At 60.6% G+C, this 22,037-nt stretch carries 22 protein-coding genes; 9 read left to right on the plus strand and 13 right to left on the minus strand.

Features of this window, described 5'->3' with window-relative positions; genetic code table 11:
* Nucleotides 1-114: 114 nt before the first annotated feature.
* From RCH09_RS17855 to RCH09_RS17865, 3 genes are all read left to right on the plus strand, one after another.
* The gene (locus RCH09_RS17855) at nt 115-513 is read left to right on the plus strand and encodes a hypothetical protein (RefSeq protein WP_326942496.1); all 399 of its coding nucleotides are present in this window, start codon (nt 115-117) and stop codon (nt 511-513) included.
* Between the two features lie 85 nt (nt 514-598).
* Nucleotides 599-1,024, plus strand: coding sequence for an acyl carrier protein (locus RCH09_RS17860; RefSeq protein WP_326942497.1), 426 nt, complete (start codon nt 599-601; stop codon nt 1,022-1,024).
* A 192-nt stretch (nt 1,025-1,216) separates the two neighbouring features.
* On the plus strand, nt 1,217-2,386 hold the full coding sequence (locus RCH09_RS17865) for a hypothetical protein (RefSeq protein ID WP_326942498.1): 1,170 nt from the start codon (nt 1,217-1,219) through the stop codon (nt 2,384-2,386).
* Between the two features lie 147 nt (nt 2,387-2,533).
* Here RCH09_RS17865 and RCH09_RS17870 read toward each other — a convergent pair whose 3' ends face one another.
* The 3 genes from RCH09_RS17870 to RCH09_RS17880 are packed head-to-tail and all read right to left on the minus strand — an operon-like array spanning nt 2,534 to nt 3,867.
* Entirely contained in the window at nt 2,534-3,088 is a 555-nt protein-coding gene (locus RCH09_RS17870) for a KfrB domain-containing protein (RefSeq protein ID WP_442785059.1), read from the minus strand.
* Entirely contained in the window at nt 3,089-3,637 is a 549-nt protein-coding gene (locus RCH09_RS17875; RefSeq protein ID WP_326942500.1) for a zeta toxin family protein, read from the minus strand.
* Nucleotides 3,638-3,666: 29 nt separating this feature from the next.
* Complete coding sequence (locus tag RCH09_RS17880) at nt 3,667-3,867, minus strand: hypothetical protein (RefSeq protein WP_326942501.1); 201 nt, start codon at nt 3,865-3,867, stop codon at nt 3,667-3,669.
* A gap of 659 nt (nt 3,868-4,526) precedes the next feature.
* On the opposite strand from RCH09_RS17880, the gene RCH09_RS17885 reads away from it, so the two are divergent.
* Nucleotides 4,527-5,096 (plus strand): hypothetical protein, encoded by a 570-nt coding sequence (locus RCH09_RS17885; protein WP_326942502.1) that lies wholly within the window; start codon nt 4,527-4,529, stop codon nt 5,094-5,096.
* 137 nt (nt 5,097-5,233) lie between these two features.
* Nucleotides 5,234-5,614: an MbcA/ParS/Xre antitoxin family protein gene (locus tag RCH09_RS17890; protein ID WP_326942517.1), complete on the plus strand. Its 381-nt coding sequence runs from the start codon at nt 5,234-5,236 to the stop codon at nt 5,612-5,614.
* Nucleotides 5,615-5,645: 31 nt separating this feature from the next.
* Here RCH09_RS17890 and RCH09_RS17895 read toward each other — a convergent pair whose 3' ends face one another.
* From RCH09_RS17895 to parA, 9 genes are all read right to left on the minus strand, one after another.
* The gene (locus RCH09_RS17895; protein WP_326942503.1) at nt 5,646-6,389 is read right to left on the minus strand and encodes a TraX family protein; all 744 of its coding nucleotides are present in this window, start codon (nt 6,387-6,389) and stop codon (nt 5,646-5,648) included.
* 234 nt (nt 6,390-6,623) lie between these two features.
* A complete protein-coding gene (locus RCH09_RS17900) occupies nt 6,624-7,067 on the minus strand; it encodes an antirestriction protein (protein ID WP_326942504.1) in 444 nt (147 codons plus the stop codon).
* 866 nt (nt 7,068-7,933) lie between these two features.
* Entirely contained in the window at nt 7,934-8,095 is a 162-nt protein-coding gene (locus RCH09_RS17905; RefSeq protein WP_326942505.1) for a hypothetical protein, read from the minus strand.
* Between the two features lie 848 nt (nt 8,096-8,943).
* Nucleotides 8,944-9,414, minus strand: a complete 471-nt coding sequence (locus RCH09_RS17910) for an RES family NAD+ phosphorylase (protein WP_326942506.1) — start codon at nt 9,412-9,414, stop codon at nt 8,944-8,946.
* Nucleotides 9,411-9,863 carry an antitoxin Xre/MbcA/ParS toxin-binding domain-containing protein gene (locus RCH09_RS17915; protein WP_326942507.1) on the minus strand — a complete coding sequence of 151 codons (453 nt, stop codon included), beginning with the start codon at nt 9,861-9,863 and terminating at the stop codon, nt 9,411-9,413. The genes RCH09_RS17910 and RCH09_RS17915 overlap by 4 nt, the downstream gene beginning before the upstream one ends.
* A gap of 394 nt (nt 9,864-10,257) precedes the next feature.
* Nucleotides 10,258-10,482 (minus strand): transcriptional regulator, encoded by a 225-nt coding sequence (locus RCH09_RS17920; protein ID WP_326942508.1) that lies wholly within the window; start codon nt 10,480-10,482, stop codon nt 10,258-10,260.
* Between the two features lie 212 nt (nt 10,483-10,694).
* Entirely contained in the window at nt 10,695-12,071 is a 1,377-nt protein-coding gene (locus RCH09_RS17925; protein ID WP_326942509.1) for a replication initiation protein, read from the minus strand.
* A 1,492-nt stretch (nt 12,072-13,563) separates the two neighbouring features.
* Nucleotides 13,564-14,613: a ParB/RepB/Spo0J family partition protein gene (locus RCH09_RS17930; protein ID WP_326942510.1), complete on the minus strand. Its 1,050-nt coding sequence runs from the start codon at nt 14,611-14,613 to the stop codon at nt 13,564-13,566.
* Nucleotides 14,610-15,293 (minus strand): ParA family partition ATPase, encoded by a 684-nt coding sequence (parA, locus tag RCH09_RS17935; RefSeq protein WP_326942511.1) that lies wholly within the window; start codon nt 15,291-15,293, stop codon nt 14,610-14,612. The genes RCH09_RS17930 and parA overlap by 4 nt, the downstream gene beginning before the upstream one ends.
* A gap of 948 nt (nt 15,294-16,241) precedes the next feature.
* Here parA and RCH09_RS17940 point away from each other — a divergent pair.
* Together RCH09_RS17940 and RCH09_RS17945 are read left to right on the plus strand one after the other, a co-directional pair.
* The gene (locus tag RCH09_RS17940) at nt 16,242-16,676 is read left to right on the plus strand and encodes a hypothetical protein (RefSeq protein WP_326942512.1); all 435 of its coding nucleotides are present in this window, start codon (nt 16,242-16,244) and stop codon (nt 16,674-16,676) included.
* A 34-nt stretch (nt 16,677-16,710) separates the two neighbouring features.
* Nucleotides 16,711-16,992 (plus strand): type II toxin-antitoxin system Phd/YefM family antitoxin, encoded by a 282-nt coding sequence (locus RCH09_RS17945; RefSeq protein ID WP_326942513.1) that lies wholly within the window; start codon nt 16,711-16,713, stop codon nt 16,990-16,992.
* Between the two features lie 192 nt (nt 16,993-17,184).
* Here RCH09_RS17945 and RCH09_RS17950 read toward each other — a convergent pair whose 3' ends face one another.
* The gene (locus RCH09_RS17950) at nt 17,185-17,472 is read right to left on the minus strand and encodes an H-NS histone family protein (RefSeq protein WP_326942514.1); all 288 of its coding nucleotides are present in this window, start codon (nt 17,470-17,472) and stop codon (nt 17,185-17,187) included.
* A gap of 599 nt (nt 17,473-18,071) precedes the next feature.
* Between RCH09_RS17950 and RCH09_RS17955 the strand changes: the two genes are divergently transcribed.
* Together RCH09_RS17955 and RCH09_RS17960 are read left to right on the plus strand one after the other, a co-directional pair.
* A complete protein-coding gene (locus RCH09_RS17955; RefSeq protein ID WP_326942515.1) occupies nt 18,072-20,264 on the plus strand; it encodes a hypothetical protein in 2,193 nt (730 codons plus the stop codon).
* A complete protein-coding gene (locus tag RCH09_RS17960) occupies nt 20,264-21,955 on the plus strand; it encodes a LeoA/HP0731 family dynamin-like GTPase (RefSeq protein WP_326942516.1) in 1,692 nt (563 codons plus the stop codon). Before RCH09_RS17955 ends, RCH09_RS17960 begins: the two co-directional genes overlap by 1 nt.
* Nucleotides 21,956-22,037 lie beyond the last annotated feature (82 nt).

Here is a 22,037-nt window from a genome sequence, read left to right on the forward strand (position 1 = left end):
CCGCAAGTAATGCGGATCGAAAGGAGCATCACCCAGAACTCAAAACGGCAGCGTAATTTGAACAAATTGGGCGACAACTAGCTTGAAAATTTCCGGCTTGGCGTTAGTATTCCCGTGAACCGCTATCTCCGGCATTTAATTCTTGCGTTACTCGGCGTTCTTGCGCCGCTTTGGTGGACGTGGTCGTCGAATCAGCTTCACTATCAGATTTATCTTTTGGCTGGCAGCCCGGATCACCCTTCGCAGCTCTACGGTTGGACGGCCATCCTGGGAATTTCCTTTACACTTGGCTTGTTACCTGGCGCTTTCGTTTTTCTTCTGATGCGTCAATCGCCGTTTCGTGGATGGGTTATCTTTTGGGCTTTTCTTCTTATTGGCACCGCTATATTTGGTACGATTTTTGGTGCGCTTGGTTCGATTATTGAGTCAGCCTTGAGCGCTGGGACGTGGAACTTTGTTTTAGGTTCTGCCGCCGTTCCATTATTGACAAGGCGCAGCGCGAGTGAAAACTAACATTCTGCTCGACACGGAAGCACAACCAAAGGCTGCGGCTTGGACGCGACGGTTGTGTTCCGGTCAGCGCCAGCGCTAGACGACAGTGACCATCTTCCTGGGAATCGTTGCGGCAGTAGTTCTCCTGACTGTCTTGGTGCGCATGGATTCGTTGCGAAAGGCAAAGAAGGTGGAGGCGGCATTCGCAGGTCGTGAGTCCTTGGCACCAGACCAGTTCTATGAACGATACTTTCGCGGCAAAGGCGTTTCAATTGATGTCGTCAACGGCGTAAGGGCCATACTAGAAGCGCAACTCGGCGCAGACATGTCGCGACTCGCTGATACCGATGACTTCTCACGGAATCTGAGCTTCTTTTGGGACTTTGATTCCATGGCCAGTGTTGAAATCGCCTGCGCGCTTGAGGAACGCTTTGCGATCACGATCACCGACGAGGAAGCAGAGTTCACTAAAACCGTCGGGGATATTGTTGGGTTGGTTACCAGGAAGATCGGAACATCCCATGTCGACTAGCATTGTGCTCGGCGCGGGCACGCAGCAGCTGAATGCGGCTTCGCGGCGCTTGCTGCGCGCCAGGCAGCCTTGACATTGGCGCCTCCGTTTTTCAGAATTGCGATCGGCCGCTTGGGGTCGAAAGTCCCAGTTCGCGCACGCGTACAGTCGTCGACTACCAATCGCGGATCGGCGATATAGAGAACGGACAGCATGGATTCGTACACTGGCTACGTTAGGCCCAAGGAAGAATTTGTCCAGGCGCTTGGTTATTCTGGAAAATGGGACATTCCAGGGACCTTGGTATGTAAGCTCGCTGGCTTCATCGACGCGCATCCAACCGACATGATGACCTCCTACTATGCAGGGTCATTGCTCGCCCAATTCTATCGAAGAAGGACGACGGGCAAGTCCGTGGATTTATTTAACGCGTTGAACTCGTCCTTGCAGAAAAAGAGCGCGCTTATCGATCTATTTCTCAAAGAACGCGGCAATGGGCGAGGTTTCCCCAGTGTCGAAAAATTCGATATGGTCGCAGTCTGGGCCGCGATACACGATCTGGCGGACGGCTATGCCAAGGCGAACTACATCGGCACCTATTCATATTTGTTCACGGACGACATTGTCCGCACCGCGTATCAAGCCATCCTCGCGATGCCGGACGTCTACAAGACGAGAGCCCTGGCGGGACTATTCCCAAGAGTAGATCGCCAACACAAGGCCCACATTTTTTCCTATCTCAGTGAACAGTTCCGCTCGGGAGCCGCAGAGGCTGTCTATTGTCTCAAGCTGTTGTTCCCATATTTGGATGGGCAAGCCAGGAGCGAGGTGATCGCACTTCACCTTGGCATGCCGGAGTTACCGGAAGCATTCATCGCCTATCTCATCATCCGCAATGCACATTATCTACGAGCCGTGGATGCCAACCGGCTTGCGGCGCGGGCCAGGAATTTTCAATCCGACTACTTGAGAAATCGTTGCCTTCTACAGTTGGCTGCGTATTTGCCGGCCGGTGAAATTGACGAGTTGTTCGGCCGCTTCATCATTGCTTTCAATACGCAAGAATCGAACTCATCGTTAATACATAATCTTTATCATTTCGGCGCTGCTTTAAGCACATTGGAAAGGAGTCGCGTCATTGACATGGCGTTGGAAAAAATAGCCCGCCTCGATGACTCGCAGGAAGAGCGGTACAGCCAGAAAAAATATGGCGAAATGCTGTTTATCCTCCCCCATCTAACGCAAGCAAACAGAGCAATGGCGCATGAAATCGCTGAAACTGTCAGGGGTCGCTATCGGAAAAGTCTAAGCGCAAAGCTGGAAGCCCACTTTGCACAAAGCAAAAATTTTTGTGCGCGGTGTTATGCGCCAGTCTGCTACTGAGCGTCCCCATTGGGCTACTCATGAAAACAGTCGAGGGTCCGCAAACGATCGATAGCCGCAGTGCATCGGCGCGTGCCATCAACCAGGTCCGATCGGTTGCGAAGCAAGAAACTGCGCAGCGCGATAAGGCGAGGTCGCTGTCCGGGCTCAACGGTCCAACGAGGTATCTCGCGTCGCGTCGACTTCTGTAGTGACGTTGGTTTCCGCAATCTCGCCGCGCTCGATGGCCTTGACGATATGCCGTGTCGCCGCCGCCAGGACAACCGCCCGCTGCTGCGGCGTCAATCCATCTGCCTTGGCCTGGTGTTCAATCGCGGCAATGGCTGCGTAGGCGCCGGCCAATTGCGGGTGCGTGCCGAGGGCGACTTCTGGCGGATCGCGCGCAAACGAGATGGCCGCCTTGATGTCTGGCGTGACGATTTTTCCCTTGTGAAAAGCGTACGCGATGGTCCCGTCTTTGCCTGGCTCCAGGTCATTGGCCGCCGCTAAGCTCCGGTCGTGGATTTCATACAGCGCGTCGCCGGTCTTCTGCAAGACATGATGCTTGGTCACTGCCAGTATGGGGCCGCTGTACGTCCTCCCGTTACGCGCGTCTGCATCCTGCAGCACGGCCTGTTTCGAAGCGCTCCTCGCAAACGCCTCGGCAATCTGCCCACGCGAATCAACCCGCTCAAGGTAGGGCTCGACCAGGCGCGCTTGCACTCAGGCCGGATGCTGCGCCGGGTTATGCAAGTCCAGCTCTGCGCCCCGCTTAATCGCCACCAACAGGGGCTTATCGGACGAGTTGTCGTAAACCTTGGCCTGGTCGGCGTGGTCGAGCGCAGCCGCCAACAGGTGCATGGACGCGACGTAACGATCGGGAACCGCACCCGGCTCTACCCCATGCCCGCCTTGTTCGACACGCTTTTTTACGCGCTGCACGTTCTTTTCTGCATCGTCGGTCGTGACGAAGACCAGCGTCACCTCGTAACCCTCCGCCTTTGCATGGCGCAGGAGCGCGACTTTTCCAGGGGTAGACATGACGGTTTCGAACGCAACGTCACGGCGCTCCCGGAAGGCGGCGAATCGCCGTTCCTCGGCAATATTCGCGGCTAGGACGTTACGCTCGATGTAATTCGGAATGTTTTTTTCAAGAGCGTGCGCGATGTCGTCCGCATTGACGTACTCCCCGCTAAAAAGGGCGGGATCGTGGACAACGGCATTGGCGATGGTGCTCTTACCGGAACCATTCGGCCCGGCAAAGACAATCATGCGCAGGGGTTCTAGCGAATCCGCTCCGGTCATGTTTCCGGCAAGGTGTTAATGCGTTTCTTTTTCTGCGACGCACCCGCAACATTGACCACGACAGGCTGTTCAGGGAGCGCGGGGGCGACGTTGTAGGTTTTCGGCAGCCCAAGTGCATCGGACTTCGCAACAGCCTCTTCAATCGCCTTGTCGACAGCTTTGTCGAACGCATCTGACATGAAATAATTGCCGTTCATAACCACCTCCTGGACCCATCGTAAAATTTTACTCCTGGTCGCATTGCATGTCTGCGCAGCGCAGCAACCCGTGCCCATTCAGCCAGCACCATCGCGGCATCGCGCGCCGACGAGGAACGCCCCGGATAGCAGGGCCTTGGACCGGATGCGCCGCATCCTGCTGCCGGCTTGGCGACGCGTCCCAGTCGCTGCGCCCTGTCGCTTACTGCAGGGCCTGGAGTTGGCATCCGCCCCGCACTTCAGGACGGGGAGGATGTCGACAATCCAGGAAATAATTTGAAGTCCGTATCTCCTTGCGCCGTCCATTCGCCCCACGTAGCAACGGTGCCATCGTCAAGCAACGCGACGCAGTTGTCGTCTCCTGTTTCGGCTTGTACGACATGGGTCAGTTCGCCGTTGTTGGTAAAAGTGAGGCCGGCATACCCGCAGCCGGGCCGATGGACAAACTTTTATTTTGGCCACCTCGCCGCATGAGGTTGGCAAATTGGTCTTGAAAGCCATTCGAATTGGCAACTGCGCGACGGGCAGCGGAAATGTGAAACTAAAAGGCGACACCGACCGGCGCATGCTTCAAGCGCGCGCCAACCTGCGTGACAACTCACCCCTTTCAGCTTCTGCACCCGCGCCGACGCCCGATGAAATCGACAAATCCAGACGCAATGGAAGACGCGGTACCAGCGTTCGCAGGCAAGACCGGCCACGCCTATATCACGAAGCTGTTGACGCCGATTCCAGGCTATCTGGTCGCCGTGCCCGACAACGCTGGGCAAAAATATCGCCGCAAGGCATTCCGCTCGAAGACGCGCCCGGCCGACGAGTTGCTGGCCGCAGCCGTCGCCTGGCGCGACCGGCAACTGGCCGGGGCCACGGGTCAAGCCATGCCGCCCGTGCGCGTGTTCCACAAGCGCCAGCGCAACGGCAAGACCGGCATCCCCGGGGTGCGAAAAATCACCAAGGTCATCAAGAAAAGAACCAGGGATGGCACAGTGCGCCAATACCGCATCGACTGCATCCTGGCCGTCGTATGGCTCACTCCCGGCAAGGCCGGGCGACCGCCGCGCGACGCGCGCAGCAAGGTGTTTTCGCTAAACAAGTACACGCAAGCCGACGCGCTGGCGCTCGCCGCGGCCTGGCGCGCCGAGCAGGAGGCGATCCTGGCGCACTGCCCGCCGGCGGCGCAATCTGCGTGTGATATCTCGAGCGACCAGGCCACAACGTTCCGGTCCTGAGCGCATCGCCAACCGCCGCGGATAGACGCGCGCGCCGGGCCGACCAGGACGATATATCTCGCCGCAGCATGAATTTCCGCGGCAATTACAATGTCCTACGATTTCAGCAGAAAACCTACTGCAGGAAGGCAGTCGCCATGGCCGGCATGGAGAATGATGAGGCGAAGTCGCCGGTCGGATTGGCCATCACCAAGGCCGTCATGCGCGCGGCGCGCTTGCTGAAGTTCGAGCAAGCGCTGCTCGCACGCATCCTTGGCGTGAGCGCGCCGACAGCCTCGCGCATGATTGCGGGCCACGATGTGTTGGGCCAGGACCGTCCCGGGGAATGGGAATCCGGCCTGCTGCTGGTGCGCCTGTTTTTCTCCCTCGACGCGATCCTGGGCCACGGCGAAAAGGCCCGGGCCTGGCTGGCCGGAGCGAATCTGGCCTTGGGCGCGCGCCCGCTTGACCTGGTCGCAAGCACCGAAGGGTTGGCCCGCGTCCTGCATTGCCTGGACACGCGCCGTGGTCGGATTTAAGCCGGCGACCTGCTCAGCGGGATGCGCAGGCTTACGGCGCCGATTGCGCAAGCAAGATGCAGCGGGATAGCCCCCACAGCACGGCCAGGTGCGCCGGGTAGTAGACATGAAAAACCAGTTTCAGACGTGGCAAGCGCATCGGCAAATGCGACGCCGCAAAGATCGCCGGCAACGCCGCAAGCGCCCACAAATTGCGATTGATGACGAACAGCGCGGCGGTCGCGGCGACCCACAGGACAAGCGGCCACCAGCCCGGATGCCGGCAATAGCGCCACGCCGCGAGGCACATCGCAACGCCAGCCCACCAGAATTCGACCACCCCGCCCCCGACGAGGAACAGCAGCGCGGCCAGGGCCATGCGCAATGCGCCGCCCTGCTCCACCAGGTACATGCACGCGGCCGCGACGAACAGCATCGCCATGATGTTCAGCGGCCACCAGCCCCAGCCAAGGCCGCCCAGCGCAACGAACGGCACGGTCGCGACGGAGCCGGACAGGGCGAGTCGCTTGAGCGTACGCGGGTAGGCGCCCCGCGCGAGCGTTCCGGGACGGGCAAGGTTGTAGGCCAGGGCGAAACCGAACAGCGGCGCGGCCAGTCGGCCAAGGTCGTACAGCCAGGCCACCGCGTCATGCAGCAGGTATTTGTTGACGTGGTCGAGCGTCATCAAGACCAGCCCGAGCCACTTGAGCGCCTCGACCGTGCCGTCGGCGAGCGCCAGCCGCGGCAACCCGGTCGCGCGACGTGCCGTGTGTTGCGCCGGCACCGAGCCGCGCATCGGCGCCGTTCGCCCAACCCTACGCAAAGCGATCCATCGGTAACTTGTCCGCTGGATTCCCGATCCAGTTAATCTGTTCGAATCCCATGCGGCCATTATTCGTCGCCCCAACTGCACCAGCATTGATAGACCGCATCGAAGGCGTTGGATTTTTTTTGGAGGCAGGTAAGGCTGAGTCTGCCTGCGTCTTGCTGCGCAGGCTTGCGCCCCCCGACCCGTCTGCGCTCGACCAAATCAGTCGATGGCCCTGAAAATCGCACCGGCTTCGCTGTGGCTGACGGCGTACTCGCGCAGCAAATAAAATTGGTCAATCAAACCATCGTCGTCGACCACGAACGACAGGTGGCTCAAGGCCATCAGCGTCGCGATGATGCCGGCCGCGACCGCGCTGACCTCGCCGTCGAAGCCGTTGCCGTCGCAGACGATGCGAAATGGCGCGTCGGTGTGCGGCGCCATGAAGAAACCGCCGTTCGACAATGCATAGAAGTCCCAACGACCGCCCGAGTAGTCATCGCTCACGCGCTCCAGCACCGTGTAGACGCCGTGTTCGACGCGCACGCACTGCCCGCCAAAAAAGCGTGGCAGGCAATCCAGGCGTGCTTCGCCCTCGACCACCGTGGCATGGATCGGCGCTGGCAGGTTGTTGGTGAATTGTTCGGAAGATGAAATCGTTGTCATGCTGTGCTCCTTGTCTGTGGATGGATTGGAATTGCCGTTGCCTTTGCGCGCTGGTCTTGGGTGGGCCTCGGGGGGGCTGCGGGGGGAACGCCCGCGACGTCAGTGGTGATGCTGTTGCGGGATGGGGTTGCGTGCATGGTTCGTCCTTGTCCTGTCGTCCTGTTGCGCCTGTTCTTCGGAGCCGCCTCGACGCATGGGTTGCACAGGGCGGGCTGTTGGCAAGGGCGGGACCGCAGGCCGCAGGCGGAGCACAGCCGCAGGCGAGCACCGAACGGGCGAGGACCCGGCACGGCGCACCCTTGCCGGCTGGCCGGCCTGTGCTATGCGTCGGTGCGAGGCGGCGTTGAAGGACGGGGGCAACGCGCCCGGGACGCCAGGACCAGGAGGGAACGCAACCACGGTTTTGCCGCACCAGCAGCAGCACGGCGCGGGGCCGGCACGGCACGGCGCCACACCGCCGCGACGCGGCGCCAATCAGCCGGCGGCGGTGTTGGGGTGGATGTCGCATTGCCGGGTGAGACAGGCATGAGGCGCGGCGTCGGACGCGCCATGCGGCAGGCCGAAAGCAACCAACGGGACCCAACCTACCTGGCGCCGCTCCTGTCCTCGCATGGACCAGGGACGCAACACCCCATGCAGACGGTCGCGTGTCGAGAATGCCACGGGAGAGGGATGACCCGTCTGGCATGCCTGCCGATCAGGTCAAGCAGCGCGCCCGAAGAATAGGGCAGTCGGGCGATCACGCCGCGTCGCCGACCTTCCGGCGCGTTACCGCGAAATTGCTGGTGAAGGCATGGCCGAAAGTAGCCGGAGAGGCAGCACGACATGGCCGGGGAAGCCAGCCGCCGCGACCGCGTCGTGGCAGGTCACTGCGTGGCAAAGGATTCGGCCGCGTAGGCCGCGACGTCCCTTGCAAGTTGGTCGAGGCGATCGCCTTCCGGCGTACCCGTTTCGGCCAGGATCAGTGCATCGATTTCTCGCAATGCGACAGCATGTTCGGCCGCGGTGCGGATCGGTGGGATGGGCATGATGTGGTTTTCTTTCAAAGAGGTGTGTCGATGCGTCTCGTCGTCTGGTCATGGGAGACGCCGAGGGCCTGCGGTTTGTCCGTGTTATCCCTGGTTTTTCCTGCGCAGTCGGTGCGGTGGAGAACGTGAACGCGTCGGATTTCGCGGCCCATGTCTGGTCGCTGCTGCGTCCTGATGCCGGCTGCCAGGCGCCCGCGGAAAGCGTTCCGTGGCGGTGCGGCGCGACGCGTTCAGGCCGGTCGGCCACGCCGAATGAGGTGCCGGTGCTGGCCGCGATAACCAATTCGCTTCGCAGTAGCCGCCAGGTGCGACGGTGCTGCCGGGTCGCCGTGAATTCTTTTTTCAGGCTGGCCTGGCGCATCGTCCATCGCTGCCAGGCAAGCGACGGCGAAGTGATAGGGGTCGTAACGGTTTCTCATTGCTCAATTCCCTGGTCCATGAAACGACGGACCCGATCGGCCCGCTCGCAAGAGGTAGGAATTATGCTACGCAGGCAGTGTCCGTAGCTCTGCCCTGCGTCAATGTTCCCTTCGCAAACGCGATCGGTTGCCATGCGACCTGCCGTTGCCAGCAACGTGGTTGGGTTCGCGGGAATCCGGGAATCGACGACGGAAATGCCGTCAAACTGCGCACCGCTTTGCCGCGGAAAAGTCATTTTGAGCACCGGCGAGACGAGGCGAGATCACGCCATCACCGGACCTGCGCAGAGGCCGGGTTGTGCGGGCAAGCTCGAGGCGGCCTGATCGACTTCCTGCCCACGGCATGGTTCGCTGTCCTGCCCTAATCTGCCGTGCGTCGCGCGCCAATCGCGTTGCTCTCGTCCCCCGGCGGAGTCGGTCTGGCGTGCACTAGAAAAAGCGCGGATCGTAATGCCATTTCTTGAGCGTCGTCGCCGATATGTTTCCAGTATCGCGATGCGCAGGATTGATTAGCACGTTCTGTTCGTCGGGCACGATGACCGACGGCACCAGCAGAATGGCGCACGCCGCGCCGGCAACCCATTGCTCCCCCGCCCTGATGCTGGCCAGTCCGGCCGGCAGCGCATCCCAGCCTCCGGGCAGCGGGTTCAGGACGGTGCGCGTTTCCCAGACGGCATCCGGGATGTCGACGCGCACCAGGAACCGGTTCAACGGCAGCGGGTTGCCACGAATATGGACCACCGTCTCGAGCGTTGCCAGCGCAATGTTCGAGGCACAATACAGCATCGGCGTACCGACGCGATTCCAGCGTCCGCCACTGAGCTTGGCGCCGGTGCCGGCCAAGTCATCGGCCGCATAGGCGGGCGCTTCCACGGCAATGCGCCAGACCGATACCGTCAAGCGTACGCTCCGGTCTGTGCCATCAACAGGATACTGGCGACCAGTTTTTGTCCCTCGACAGTGTCCATCAACGATGCCGGCGCCTGGCCACCCAGGACCGGGTTGGCCGACGCGAGCCAGCGCGCGACCCATTTCGCCGGATCGAACCCGGCCGGGTCGCCGGACTCGGCCACCATCGTTTCGACCTGGCCGATCAGCGACTCAACGCCGAGCACTAGTTCGCTTTCGTCCTTGGCCAACATTTTTCCGGCCGTCGCCTTGTGATGCACGCTCGAGCGCGCCAGTCCCAGGTAATCGATCAGCACCGTTTGCGGCAGGTCCATCTGGATGGCAAGGTCCCTGACCCGGTGTGCCGGGATGCCGCGCTTGATTTCCGTGATTTTCTTGGTTGGCGATGCCGCGTAGGCGTCCAGAAATATCGTCCAGGGTTCCGTTAACCTCTGCCGCATATCCATGCCTTGCTTGGCTGGACGCGGCGTGGCCTTTCCCTTTGTCCTGCCCGTGGCCATGTCCGTTACGGCAGGCACGATCGACTGCGGGACGGCTCGCACACGGGAGCTTGGTTTTGCCGCTTTGGCGGCGGGTGCTTTGGCAGGCAAGGTCATGGCGTCTCCTTTGAGACAACAGTGTACCTTGTTTTGAACAACATGAAAAAGGGAGAACAGGGTGGCAGTTCACTGACCAATTCCCCTGCCGTTCCCCGTCAAAACCATTTTTTTGCCGTGCCCAGCGCCGATTCCACGCCATTCTTATCGCGCGGACCCGACAATCCGCCATGCCGCGCAAGTTGCATGTCGTGCACCGCGTAGACCAACGAAGGCGGTATCCACCGCCACGATCTCATTAGGCCAACACGCGCAGAATCGCGCGGTCGTCATGCATGACGGTCTCGGCCAGTGCCATCTGGCGCACAAAATCGGGATCGTATGGGGTGATGCGCAGGGCGCCGCCAGGCACTTCGGTCAGGCACAGCGTATCACCCGTCTTTACGTTCAGGCACAACGTGGCCTCCTCGTTCAGAATGAAGCCCTCGGACGCGCCAAAGGCCGTCACCATGACGATCAACATTCGACCTCCTGGATAGTTTTTTTTTACGGCGGCCGACGACTTCCGGCAAGGCACGGTCTTGGCTTCCCCTGTCCTCACCGCATTTCCACGCCCTGTAAGGTCGCCATGAAGAAGGTACGACGAGAGAACATGTCATTGCTGTTGAATGTAAGAAGTCCAATGTAAGCCACGCAGTAACACCGCTGCGCAAAGGATCGACAAGAAACGGCGACCTAGACGGTGTCGCTGTCCGCGCTGCGCGGATTGCCGATGGCAAAGGCCAGGATGTCGTCGTGGCTCGGCTCCTGCCACTGCTGTTCGGCAAACCAGAAGCTGAACTCGTTGCGAAACAGTGCCGACGCCATCGTCGCCGCGCTGTTGGCGCGCGATGGCTTGCGGTGCTTCTTGAAGCTGTCGATCCACTGGCCCTGCTCGTCGTCCGGCATCTCGTTGAACAGCGCATAACCATCCTTCGCACGCGCCGCCAGGTAGCGCAGCCGCAATGCGTCGGGCGACTCGTCCGGCGCCGGCGCCGCCTTGACCTGCTGCGTAATGGTTTGCACCGCGACTTTCGCCGACGACGCGTAGCCATCCTTCAGCGCCGTCTTGAAGAACGCCGCCGGAGAATCGATGCGCGGCTTGGTGGTGCTGGCCATGCGCTCCTCCACCAGCGCCAGCGTCGCCAGGATGGTCGCCTCCTCGGTGTTGTCGAGCACCTCCTCGGCATATTTCTGGGTCAGGCCAAGCGCCATGATGCGCGCCAGCAGCGCCATGTCGATCACGGTCGGCGCCGGGAACTGCAGCGAGCTCTGTTCGTTCGGCGTCACGCGGAACTGCAGGCCGACGATCTTGCGCCCCTGCGTGTGCTCGATCAATTCGATCGTGATGTCGGTGGTGGCGTTGATTTCCGCAATGGCCGGCTTGAGCAGGTCGCGCTTGAAGTACTTGTACTGCGGCACCGTGTCGGAAATCGGATTGCCCGACATCACGTCGTACCACCACTGCCATTCCTGGCGGTTGGTCACTTTCGACGGGTTGTCCAGGTAGCGCCGGCAGACCTCGTACAGTCCCAGGCTGGAACCGCTGCGCAGCATCGTCTGGTAGTAGATCGCCAGCTTGGTGTACGACGACGCTGGACTCGTCACCAGCGCCGCGACTTCCGGCGGAAAGGCAAAGCCGAACCAGAGCTGCCCGCCCTTCTTCTTCAGGCCGGCGGGATTGACCAGCGTCACGGCCGACACCAGCCGCTGCGAGGTCCACTGGATGCTGTCTTCGGTATGAATGCGGATGCTGTCGAGCTCGGCCAGCAGGCTCTTGAGCTTCTCGGTGTCGTTGCTGTTGTAGGCGGCGTCGCGTGCGATCTCGGCCAGCGGGATCCAGTAATAGCCCTTCGCGGCCTCGGTCGCGATCGGCGCATTCTTGCCGGGTTCGCGCTGGCGCTGCGCGTGGTACATCATCAGGTTGAACACCTTGCGCGACAGCAGCGACAGGTGTCCCTCGGCGACGCGCAGGCCAATGGCTTCATTCGCCTTCCGAAAACTCTTGAGCTCGCCATTGTCGGCGTCCGCCACCACCGGCATCCGCTCGACCGGCTTTTTCTTCAGCGCCATTGTCGCCCTTCCCTGCCACAGATCGATACCAGTGAACATAATGCGCCAAAGGTGAGAACAATACAATCACCATGCAGTCGCCGTGCAATTCGACGCGCCCGTGGTTCCCGCGCAAGCTCACCATGGGAACCTGCCCGACCCGCCACCGGGTACCTGCAGGAGCTCACCATGGCCGGCCGCAAGGCCACGCAAAGGTCCCTGCGGAGGCTCACCATGCGTGCAGATTCCCTCCCCTGCGGCCTTCCCGCACCTGTTGTACCGTGGGAAACGGCCCGGGGCCGGCCAGCCATCCGGGCAACTGCCCGCCAGGCAGCCAAGGTTCCTGCAAAAGCTCACCGTGGTACCCGTATCCACTCACCTTGGTTCCTGCAAAGGCTCACCGACTTCGCCCAAGGTACCTGCAAACGCTCACCATGGTCCCTGCAAAGGCTCACCGAGGTTCCCGCAGGAGCTCACCGAACCGGCCGCAAAGCCGCGCCAGCGCTGGCTTTGGCGTCGCTTAAAGGTTTTAAGGTCTTTAAGTGTTTACCTTTAATACTCTCAAATACAGCGGCGTGATTTCCTGCAAAAACAAACGACCCCAACCCCTCGCCATGCAACGTCACCCGGAATTCCGGCCAGGATCGCCGGCAAACCACGGTTTGGCAGCGCACCAGTCGCCTGCGCGCCAGAAAATAGCGCCATTCCGCGCTGGCTTAGGGTTGGTTTGCCGCAAAAGGATGCCCGTTCTGCCTGCGGCTGTACAGGTCCCCGCAAAAGCTCACCAATTACCGCAAGCAATGCCGCTGGCCAGCCGGTCGCCGCGAACGGCGGGCTGCAAGGTTCCCGCAAAGCCTCACCATGGCCGCGCCATTGGCTCGGAGGTTCCTGCAACGGCTCACCATGGGTAGCCGACGATGGCCCGGACGGTTCCCGCGCAGGCTCACCATAGGCGCCAGCCCTGCCCTGGCGGTGCGAAATGCGGCAGGAACGGCGGTCTCTGGCCGCTGCTGCATGGTGACCCGCGCGGGATTGCCAGGGACTGGCGGTGCCAACCGGGGATTGGCTCACCATGGCGGCAACGCAGCGACGCACCACGCCGTTATTTCCGGGATCACAAGGGGGTCGACTAGGGAGTGGCGATTCGGAGGCGCTGGAGGCCTCTGGTGGCGTACAGGTGGGATGGAACGGGCAAGGCAGGCAGGACGCGGTTCCCGCAGCAGCTCACCATAGGCCACGGCATGGGATGTGCGCAACGGCAGCGAAGCAGACTCCCGCGCGAGCTCACCATACCCGATATCGTTCTACCGGTGGTTGAGCAAGAACAAGCAAGATCAACACGATTAGGGAAAGTAAGCACTTGCTGGGGCGGTCTGGCTAGGGGTATGGTGAGCTTGCGCGGGATACCCGGTCGGCGCCCTGGTGCTTCCTGTAAAAGCTCACCATTGTGTATTTGTCATGCCATGCCGACTTCCGGACAAAGCCTCGGGGCGCCGTGGCGGCGCCCCGGTCATCAGGTTGGACTGTCCACCGACTCATCGACCGTGAAGCGTCGCTTGAGCGAGGCGACCAGGGCCTCGCGATCGATCTGGTCCGGCAGGTTGACTTCCAGCGTGACCTTGCCGGAGTCCCACTCCTTGATGAACCCGACCTGCTGCCCTGCCGTGTAGATCTTGTACTGCCGGCTGACTTCCTTCTTCTTGCGCGGCGAATCGCTGGTGAGCTTGTGGCGCAAACTTTCCAGGGCGCGCGAGCTGATGTCCTCGGCCACGACCCGGTCCATCAATGCCAGCAACGCCTGCTCGTTGAGTACCTTGGCGCACTGCACCAGTTCGTAGCCGACCGCGATGCCGAACTTGGCCGGCTTCTCCTGGATCTTGTCGATCGCCGCCGCGGGCAGCTTCAGCAACGCGAGTGTCTTTGCCACGTTCGACTTGGAAATGCCGGTCAGTTCGGCGATGCCGTCTGCCTCCGCCACCACGCCCTCGCGCAGCAACTTGTCCCACCCAAGTGCATTGTCGAGCGTGGTCTGGCCATTGCGTTCCTCGTTCATCAGGAACGAGATGCGGTACATCTCCAGGTTGCTGGTGACCTCCTGCAGCGCCACGTCGATCTCCGACTTCCCCGCGGCCAGCAGGCCGCGCTTGCGGTACTGGCCGTCCAACAGGATCACGTCGCCGGCGATGGTTGGATGCGCGATCGCCGCCGCGGGCACGAGCTGGCCGCGCGTGGCCAGGCTGGCCGCCATCGCCTTGATGACGTCAGGATCGTAGATGCTGCGCGCATTCATCGGATTGTCGTGGGTGCGCTCGATCGGTACGCGCAAGATCCGGCGGGCGCCGGCGGTTTCAGCGCTGAAACCGGCCACCCGGGCTGGTTCGGGATCGGCCTTGACGGTGGTCGCGGGTCCCATCAAGCCCTGGGTGCGCCCTGCCAGCACCTGTTCGGCATCGGCAAAGCGCTTGTCGACGTCGGCCGGGGTCGGGAAGCGTTGTTCCAGCGCGGTCGATTCGCTGGTGATGGATTTGCGCAGCAGTGCCTTGCGGTCCGGTTTGGCGCTCATGCTTTTCTCCTTTTGCTTTGCGTGACACCGAGGATTTCCAGCACTTCGTCGGTCAACGCGTCGACTTCCTGGGCGGCAGCGCTGGTGCGGGACAGGAAATGCACGGTCGAGCCGGTCAGCTGGCACTCGCGAAACGCCGAGCGCGAGGCGATTCGCGCCCGCAGCATCGGGATTTCGGTATCTTCGGCCAGCACGTCGAGCGTGTCGCGGGCCAGGTTGGTGTTCTTCTGGACCATGTTCGGCAGGATCCGTATCTGCAGTGTTTCATTGGTCATCTGCGCAGTGAGTGCCAACTTCTTGGCTGCGACCGACGCCCACATGTCGGCTGGCGCAGGCACGATCGGGATCAGGGCCAGGTCGGAAATAAGCATCGCGCTCGAGGGCGCGTCGGACAAGGCGGCCGGCGGACAATCAATAACAATGAAATCATAATCGCCAAGATAATTTTTGACTGCGCCGCGCATCTTGCCGCCCATGGCGGCGAGATTCATCATCGAGGCCGGAAACGGATTGGCGTCGTCGGCCTGGCTGGCCCAGCGCGTTGCCGTGTTCTGCTCGTCCATGTCGATGACCAGCGTGCGGTAGCCGCGCAACGCCAGCGTGCCGGCGATCTGGATTGTCATGGTGGTCTTGCCGCACCCACCCTTTTGATTAAATACGGTAATGACCTTGGCGACCATGGGTTCTCCGATAAAGAAAGGCAAATCCCGGTTTCAGCGCTGAAACCGGATTGCGCGCCAAATAGCTGGCAGCGACGTCGACTGTCAGTGTAATGGAAAAATGAATTCAAATAGTAAATAGAATGAGTTTTTAGAAGAAATGTCAGGTTATTTCTAATGGCGGGCGTTGGATATTGCAGGTTCTGCCGGTTACCCCGGTTTCAGCGCTGAAACCGGGGTCGGCGCCAACGCGCGATCGACATCGTTGGGCTTCCCCCAAGCAGGAAAGTGCCGTTGCAATCGGATGCCTGTGAAACCGCTAACTCCTTGGGGTCGAGTTGCGCTCGCGAGTGTATCTGGGGGGGCATGCATCGAGGCGCCGGCTATTGTCGTTGCCGCGCCGAAAACAGCCAGGATCTTTCCGCTTCACGAGAAGGTATAAGGCAAAAAGAATTTAAAATAACCAGTGAATAACTGATTTATGTTAATAAATTTTAAGTTATTTAAACGTTATAAGATAATTCGTTGATGCCGTTGATCTGCCCCTCCGGAGCGGCGCCCGGTTTCAGCGCTGAAACCGGGCCCGCTGCTCGCTGAGCCCCTGCGGTCGCGATATGGGCGCGTCGAAAGTTTGCCGTGACGCCATCTGCGCGGTTCTCCCGCCTGGCTTTTCGATCCGGAACGCGGTGCGTCCTGAATCGAGCCGGATGCACTGTCGGATTCGGTGGTAGGTGGATGGTGGGGAGGAGGGAGCCTGGTGCCCACCGTGGGCGCGCGTCCAGGAATATCAGGGGAGGCGAAGGCGAATTGCGCAACACGTCACGATCGTGTGGGCACGAATAGTCGGAAGAGCCAAGTCCATCCTGGAGAAGTCCTTGAAATCAACGACTTAGAAATGCATGGTGCACTTTTGTCGACGTACGGCCGGGCCGGGTAGCGGTGTACATGCGAGCAACCCATGTGAAATCCATGCCGTACAAAACGTCCGTGTGGATCGAGGTAATCGTGCCGCAGGTGTTCGTCGCGATCGGGACGCGCCGACGCGGTTGGCCTGGGAATTTCCCATCGTGCTGCTGCGTTGATCATGTGCCGATCACGGTGGTGGTTTTGGTGGGAGAAATGATCACGGCAAATTGCATCCGACCGGGCTGCCCGCCCGGCGCTTTGGGGACGAACAAATTGTCAGGAAGCGGCCATCGGGGGTCGGGTGGGGAGCGCCGTCGCAATGCTGGTGTTTCGCCGCTCGTTGATGTGAGCAGGCTAGATGCTGAAGTTGTGGAGAGCGCGGTTATCGACCGGCGCATGGTGTCGACGAAGGCTGCGCCGGCACGCCCGTTCGTGGCTGCTTTTCGTGATCGGTCGCGCCGCCTCTCTGGCACGCTTGCAAAAACATTGTTGTTTTAATAATGACTAGTCGGCATGCTAGCCGCAAGGAGCAATGATCAAAATTATCGGAAACCAGGAAGCGCGCACGCGCTGGTCAGGAATGCTGCAGGGTGTGAAGAGCGGGGAGCGTTACTTGATCGGGCATAAAGGTGAGCCGATCGCCGAGCTTGTGCCGCCGCAGGCTGGCGACCGGCAGGCGCGCTCCAAACGCGCCCCGGAAAAGCTGCTGCAGCTGATTTCCACCCGGGCACCGGTAGGTATCGACATCAAGGCGCTGATCGATGCGGTGCGGGGCGAAGCCGACCCGTTCAATCGCATTCCCTGCTTCAGGTGAATCGGGCGCGCCCAGCTGGTTGCGTCTCGTAAAAACGCTCGCGACACGGAAGTTCCCGGCAAGGCTCACCTCGCGCGCCCGGCGAGATTCGCCATGCGTCGAACTAGCTGCGTCCCACGCCGCCTGATCGATCCGTTGCGCTGCCAATGCGGCGTACGACCGCGACGGACGCACGCGCCATGGTCGTGGGCGTCAGCCGATCAGGTATTTGGCCGCATCGCCCTTGAGCCACAGCGGCGCGCGGCCGCGGCCAGACCAGGTCTTGCCGGAGGCGGGATCGCGATACTTGGCCGGCGCGGGGGAGGCCGTGGAGCGTGTTTTCGGGGCTTTGCCAGCGCCCAGGTCGGCGTCGGTGATGCCGAACAAGGCCATCTGCGCGCGAATGGCGGCGATCGCTTCCTTGAGCTCGGCCTTGTGGGCGATGGCCGCTTCGTCTTGCAAGCGGGCGATTTGCTCCTGCAGGTCCTTGAATGACGCCATGGTGTCGGGTTCCTCAAAAAATAGACCATTCATCATACGGCGAACCGTCCCGAACTTGTCGCCTTTGAATTGAAATGAAACACGAGAGCTTGGAGGACAGGAATGGGGTTGGCCGGCCACGCTGTGGCACGACGACCAGGGCGCCGCCTAAATAGCGGGCAGGGCGGGGGAGGCGACAGCCGGTGCCGCATATTGCTGCCAACGGTCAAGATATCCACAATGTTATCCACCGCATCGGTGGATAACATTGTCCGTCGTGCACCATGCCCGCGACCCTTGCCGTCGGACCGGCAATGCGGCCAGCGCCGTGCGATTGGAAACGAAAAGGTGATGCACGACCGGAACAAGCGTTGGGGGCGTATGGTGTAAGGACGTCCACACTTCGCCTGTAACCTGGAGAAGCCTCCCAACAGCGCAAATCCGGCGCCAGTCCCTGTCCCGCACCGGATAAGCGAAACGATTTTATTTAAAACGAAACGCGCGCGAAAAATAGGACTGGTGAGACATTCCGATGCCGGCGTGGATCAGTCGTTCATTACGGGATATCCCCCAAAAGAAGTTGATCGAATGGCATCATGACCCTTTCCCGTGGAACCAGCATGGACCTAACGCTACCGCAGGATATATACGTTCGCGTCGCAGAGCAGATCAACGCCATCGTGAACAGCTTGGAATCCCTGGCAGTAGGCGAAGACATCGCCGACGCCAGGCGCACCGCACTTGAAACATTTACCCGGATTAGCGGCGAAATCTCGGATCACATCACGACGCTCGAACAGAACGCCGAATGGGACACGTACACAATTGCGTTCTACGGCGAAACCAACGCAGGAAAATCGACCTTGATCGAAACGCTGAGGATCTTGCTCAACGAGCCGCTGAAGGTGCAGGAGCGCGCAGAGTTCCGCGCGCTGCAGCACAAGTACGACATCACCGACGAGCGCGTGGAGGCGATCCATGCGCAGATCGCACATAGCAACCAGCTGCTGGTCGATCAGCAAGCCAGGGAGAATTACCGCAACACGACGCTGGATGCGCAAGTGGCGCTGCTACGGGATCAACTGACCGCGCTGCAAGGGGTGATTCAGCATAAGACGCAGTCGTCGCTATGGAAAAAAGTCCTGCACATGGTGGGCCGGTTGCCGGAACAGCGGCAGCATCGCGACCTTGAAAAGGCAATCCAGGACGCGGAGGGCGAGCGTACGGCAGCGAGCGCGGAATTCCAGCGGCACCGGGCACAGGCCGAACGCGAGATAGCCGGTCAGGAGCGCTTTCTCCACGATTCAGAAGCAGCGATCGCGCACCTCGCGACGTGCGGTGACGGTGCGATCATCGGCAATGGCCGCCCTGACTTCACGGTGCATACCCAGAAATATCACTTCCGCACCGGCGCCGGGCCGTTCGTGTTGCTCGATGTCCCCGGCATCGAGGGCAGCGAGCAAAACGTCAGGAATGAAATCTGGGCCGCCGTGCGCAAGGCGCACGCTGTGTTCTACGTGACGGGCAAGGCGGTCGCGCCGCAGCAGGGCAGCGATGCACATCCTGGCACCTTGCAAAAAATCAAGCAGCACTTGGGCGCGCAAACCGAAGTGTGGACCATTTTTAACAAGCGAATCGCTAGTCCGACACCACTCAGGCAGGCCGCGCTGATTAACGATGGCGAGCGTGACAGCCTGCACGATTTGGATGAGAAGATGCGGGGAGAATTGGGCGCGCACTATCGGGGCACGGTGTCGGTGAGCGCGCTGCCGGCTTTCCTGGCGGTCGCGGACTGTCTGCCGCCGGCTTCCCAGCACGCCAACGGTCGTGCCAGGTTCCTGGCCAATTTCAACCGCGAGCAAATCCTGGAGAAAACCAAATTGTCCGGCCTGCGGCAACTGCTGCTGGACGACCTCGTGAAAGACTACAAGCAAAAGATTTACCGCTCTAACTGCAACAAAGCCAACCAAGTCGTGCTTGCCGCCATCAGCGATGTGCATCTCACATTGCAGCAAACATTCAGGCCGCTGGGCACGCAACTTCGCAGCGATGCCACCATGGCCGGCAAACAGCTCGACACCGCATTCGATGCGCTGAAAACGCGGCTGGCGTCGCAGGGGCAAGGCGCGATCTCCAGCTTTGACAGCGCGGTGCGCCGCAGCGTCTACGCAGCCATCGACAACGACATCTCCAACGACGAGTTCAAGCGCGTATTCGCCAGGACGATAACGGCCGGGCAGGTAACGCTCGGCGGCAGGCTGCCCGAGGTGATGCAAGAGGAAGTCAAGAAATTTCAAGCCCAGGTAGCCGACATCATCGATCGATTCAGGGAATTGGCAAACGAATTAATGGACGCCTACAACAAGATCCAGATGAACGGCATCGGCACCCAGGTCGAGCTGGACATCAAGATCGACAGCGGCATCAAGATTGGCGCACTGGTCGGCACCCTGGCGGGTGGCCTGCTCATGATCTGGAACCCGGGAGGGTGGGTCGTGCTTGCCCTGGGTGCCCTCACGTTGCTCGTAGGAGTGACCAAGTCCGTGCTCGGCTTCATCAGCGCCGACTACAAGAAATCGCAGCAACGCAAAGCCGTCGATACCAACCTCGTCGCCATTACCGGCAAAATGCGTGAAACGCTGGGCGACAGCCTGATGGCAGCCATGCCGCAGCTGGAATCCAAGGTCGGCGAACTGAAAGCCGCGCTGCGAGGACCGGGCGAGCAAGTCGCCAAAGTGGTCGCGTATCTGGCCACGGTCGAACAGCAACTGGCGACCATTTCCAAGAACATTGAAACAACTGGAGCACGGTGATGGACACGACGTTAGAGGCATTCAAAGCGCAACAATCGCGCTCGCTGAACTTGCTGGTCAAGCTGCAGGACTTTCTCGCACAGGGCGAGCAAGCCGGCGTCGACATTGACGTGAATCTGAAGCACAAGCTTGAGAATGCCGTGCGCACCGTGGCCGGCGAGAAGCTGAAAGTTGCGCTCATCGGTGGCTACTCAGACGGCAAGACGTCCATTGCCGCGGCATGGATGGAGAGGCTCGATGCATCGACGATGAAAATCAGCCACCAGGAATCGTCGAATGAAGTGCGCGTCTACGAGGTGGGCAGTGATTTCGTGCTGATCGACACGCCCGGCCTGTTCGGCTACAAGGAGCAGATGAATCTCGAAACGCATCAGATCGAAAAGTACAAGGACATCACGAAAAAGTACATCAGCGAGGCGCATTTGGTGCTGTACGTGATGGACCCCACCAATCCGATCAAGGCCAGCCACCAGAGCGACCTGGAATGGCTGTTTCGCAGCCTGAACCTGCTGCCCCGCACGGTGTTTGTGCTCAGCCGCTTCGACGAGGTCGCCGATCTGGAAGACGACGCCGCGTATGATCACAACCTCGCGATCAAGCAGGACAACGTGGTTTCGCGCCTGACGGAACTGCTCGACCTGACGTCGGTCGAGGCCGCCGACCTGAGCATCGTCGCCGTCGCCGCCAATCCTTTCGACATGGGCACCGACCATTGGCTGTCTCACCTCGACCAGTTCAAGGCGCTGTCCCACATCCACACGCTGCAACAGGCCACCGCCAACAAGATCAAGGAAAACGGCGGGGCGATCCAGATCGTCGAAGAGGCCAAGCACAGCGTGATCCGCGACGTACTGGGCAAGCAGATGCCACTGGCGGCGGAACAGGACCAGTTGCTGACTGATGAACTGGCGCGGCTCGACCACGTGGCCGCACGGATGCACCGTCAGATGCTCGACACCCAGGGACTGATCGCCGATGTGCGCATCAGCTTGCGCCAGTTTGTCACCGGGTATTTCAGCGACCTTATCCTGCAGGCAAGCGGCGTCGACATCGACACCTTCACCGATTTCTTCGAGCGCGAAGTCGGCAGCGACGGCGTGGTCGTTACTACCCGGCTGCAGAACGAATTCGAACGCCAGCTGAAGTCAGTGACGCAGGATATCAGCGCCATGCGCATAGGCTTCGACACCGAAATCAATCACTTCAATTCCCTGGCCATGCAGTTCGGGAGAAAGGGCGTGAATTTCGTGGTCGCGAACATCGCGATCAATAACACGACCATCCTTGCGGCGCGCGACAGCATGGTCGGCGCGGGAAAGCTCATCGGCGTGGACCTCGCCAAGATGCTCGGATTCAAACCATGGGGAGCAACCAATCTGGCCCACGGCATCAACGGCGCATTGGCGGCCGTTGGCCTGGCGCTGGAGGCATGGGACTCGTGGGAAAAAGCGAAACGCCAGGAACAGTTCAGGAAGGTCATTGAGAAAATGGTCGAGAATTTCAATGCCCAGCGCATCGAGCTGCTGGCCTTGCTGGACGGGGAGGACTTCACGCGCCGCTTTTTCACCGATTACATTGCGTTGCAGGACGGCGTGAGCGACATCGTCGATAAAGTGAACCAACAGCGCGCGCGCAGCACCCGCTTCCATGAATGGCGTACTGCGGGAGAAAGCCTGAGCTGTTCGCGCTGATCGAAATTTGACCCACCGGGGGTGCGGCGTAAAACTTGGACTACTTGGAGGTAGTTCATGTACTCATACGAAGACCGCATTC

The organism is Actimicrobium sp. GrIS 1.19, from assembly GCF_035984655.1.
Classification (GTDB): Bacteria; Pseudomonadota; Gammaproteobacteria; order Burkholderiales; family Burkholderiaceae_D; genus Actimicrobium.